This window comes from Deltaproteobacteria bacterium (assembly GCA_012522415.1).
GTDB lineage: Bacteria > Desulfobacterota > Syntrophia > Syntrophales > JAAYKM01 > JAAYKM01.
Genome location: JAAYKM010000089.1, coordinates 1 through 2,577, shown reverse-complemented (window position 1 = coordinate 2,577; position 2,577 = coordinate 1). Strand labels below are relative to the sequence as shown.

The window sequence follows — 2,577 nt, the reverse complement described above, 5'->3', positions numbered from 1 at the left end:
GACCGGCACACGGCCTACACCATGCCTTTGGGTGAGAGGCGTGAAGAAGCGCTCAGCCTGCTGGAAGCGCACTGCAAAGAAAAGGGTGAACCCCTGGTCTTCTGCATTGTGGGCGACCAGGATCTGCCCCTGCTGTCCGCCCGTTACCCCGACTTCCACGCCATCGCCGAACGCGATTATTTCGACTACCTCTACGAGGCCAGGGATCTGCTTGAGCTCAAGGGAGGTAAACACCGTTCCACCCGTAACAACATCAACCGCTTCCTTCGGGCGACCCCCGACTGGCGTTTTGAAATCATCACCACCTTCAACCGGGAGGCAGTCTGCGAATTCGCCTGCGCCATTGAGAAAGATAATCCACCCGACAACAGCACTCTCAAGGAAGAGGCCCGCAAGATCCGCGAAGTCCTGGACCACATGCGCGACTACAAGATGTTCGGCGGTGTTCTTTTTGTGGGCGATCAGGTGGCGGGTTTTTCTCTGGCCGAAGTCCAGGGTGACACGCTCTACATCCATATCGAAAAGGCGGATATCCAGTTCAAGGGAGTCTACCAGATGCTGGTCTCCGAGTTCGTCAAGATGTTCGGCAATTGCAAATCGGTAGCCTTCATCAACCGGGAGGATGACAACGGGGATCCGGGTCTCCGTCAATCCAAGATGACTTACGGTCCCGTAGCGCTTCTTTCCAAGTACACGGTTTATACGGACAAATCCAAGCCCGAATGGATGGAACGCTGTTACGTAGACTGATGAACCGGTCTATTCCTCTTCCTTCTCCCCGGTCACCGGGAAGGGAAGTAATCTGTTAATCATCAAGGCAATCACAATCCCAATCACGGTATCGGTAAACCGGGCAATGGCCAGCTGATGGGGGCTTACCCCCTCGGCCAGACCCAGCGCAATGGCCAGGAAAACGATGGCCCCCAGCCCCGCTCCCGTCGTCTCTTTGAGAAATGAGACACTGATCCAAATAAGAAGGACCACCGCCGCTGACAGGAAAAGTGCGTAAACCAGCGAGCTGTCTTCCAGGCCAACTCTGACTTTAAATAAAAGAACCAAATACCCGAAGACGGCTCCAACCAGGGTTGATTGAATCCGGGCAAAGGAAACTAAAAAGCTCTCTTTTATCGTGCTCCGCAATGAAATAATGGCCGCGATCAGGGCGGTGACTACCTTGAAATTTTCAGGCAAGGGCACTAAAGAGTAAAACAAAAGGCAAAGGAATACGGCCAGAGAGGTCTTGATGATCCGAAGTCCGGGCAAGCGTAAGGGCGTACCTTCTTTACCCGGTCTGGAAGATCTTAGTATCTCTTTTATTTTACGAATACAAATCACCTCGGACACGGTGTGCCGACCCTGCTCAATCGCCGGGGTGGCATACCACTTCATTCCTATTGGTAGCTTACCTTTCGGGCGAAAGCTAGGCAAGCCCACAAAAAGGCGAACTAAGGCTTACAATGCTGGCAAGGTTTGTAACCGGCCTCGATGGCTTCTACTCGTGTCTCAAAATAGATCCGGTTGGATTCTTTGGTTCTGGCCGCAAAGCAGCAGCTTGTGCGATGGAACTTCTTTGAGTTGGTGTTGCCCATGTATTGATAATCTTTGTTCGTATCAGACCGGTAAACGGTTCCTGTACGCGTTTGCGTGAACGTCGTATTTTTTTACTGCTAGTCGTTGTGGTCGCCCTGCTGGCCGATGTCGTCGTCTGTGTCTTGCTGGTCGTCCTTGTCGAGGTACTTCCGGTTGTCGTTTCAGACTTGCTGGTTGTCTCGGGTGTCCTTTGGCCTGTGATTCTTCCCCCACGACAACCCGTGGCGTTTTTGAATCATCTACCCCTGCTCAAAAACATCTGTAGTTATTTCAGCAGTTTCCGACATGGCGATTGTTGGATCCGTTTCGGATTCCTGGATATAAGTGGGTACCGCCTCCATTTCGGATTGCTTCGTCGAGTATTCCTGACTGGCCGGTTCGGTCTTGTCATTTGGCAGCAAATCCGTGATCTCAGAATCAATCGAAAAATCAATTTGATCCGGCGCTCCCGGCTCCGGGTCTCTTTCAGGATCTCCGCCTTCTACAGGAAGACCGGCGATTCGATTGTCGGGATCAAACTTACCAAAACCACACGCGGAAAGAAGGATGAAAATTCCTAATAGCTGTACCAGAGTTATAAATGACCAGGTGCAGTGTTTTTTCATCGCGGTTCTCCCAGATTAGAAGATTAAGAAAAAGTTCAATTGCATGGCTTCTAAGAACTGTCCAGAACGGGGTGATCTGAAAATCTTCTCAACGACTCGCATAATTATAATTATCTCCATCATGCCATTTCAGTGAATGAAGCACAAACGCCGTCATTTTCGCCATGCCCGCCGCTAAATGACAAGGTAAGCAGGACAGTAGCTGAGGAATCCAAGAAATCTTGAAATAAAATCGTGTCAGGGTTTTTGCTGTACTTTGAAAAACCCTGTAAAACGAAGAAAAATGGTAGAATGACGCCAACGACAAGAAAGAAGTGCGCGCTTAACAGAACCATCGAGCAATTTGTCGTTGACGACACTTTAAGCTGGATGGCCTGCGAGT

3 protein-coding genes and 1 pseudogene are annotated in these 2,577 nt (G+C 50.4%); 1 reads left to right on the top strand and 3 read right to left on the bottom strand.

From position 1 onward, the window contains the following. Positions 1 to 750 (top strand): DUF2156 domain-containing protein (locus GX147_07735; GenBank protein ID NLN60583.1); only part of this gene is annotated, 750 nt, incomplete at its 5' end. Positions 751 to 759: 9 nt separating this feature from the next. Here GX147_07735 and GX147_07730 read toward each other — a convergent pair. The 3 genes and pseudogenes from GX147_07730 to GX147_07720 form a co-directional block, all read right to left on the bottom strand. Beyond that, a complete protein-coding gene (locus GX147_07730) occupies positions 760 to 1,389 on the bottom strand; it encodes a hypothetical protein (protein ID NLN60582.1) in 630 nt (209 codons plus the stop codon). A gap of 56 nt (positions 1,390 to 1,445) precedes the next feature. After that, positions 1,446 to 1,622: pseudogene (locus tag GX147_07725) on the bottom strand (MBL fold metallo-hydrolase). 207 nt (positions 1,623 to 1,829) lie between these two features. Next, positions 1,830 to 2,195: a hypothetical protein gene (locus GX147_07720; protein ID NLN60581.1), complete on the bottom strand. Its 366-nt coding sequence runs from the start codon at positions 2,193 to 2,195 to the stop codon at positions 1,830 to 1,832. Positions 2,196 to 2,577: the final 382 nt, after the last annotated feature.

Coding starts and splice junctions, on each gene's coding strand:
- GX147_07730 (NLN60582.1), bottom strand. CDS start 1,389: ATGAAGTGGTATGCCACCCCGGCGATTGAGCAGGGTCGGCACACCGTG.
- GX147_07720 (NLN60581.1), bottom strand. CDS start 2,195: ATGAAAAAACACTGCACCTGGTCATTTATAACTCTGGTACAGCTATTA.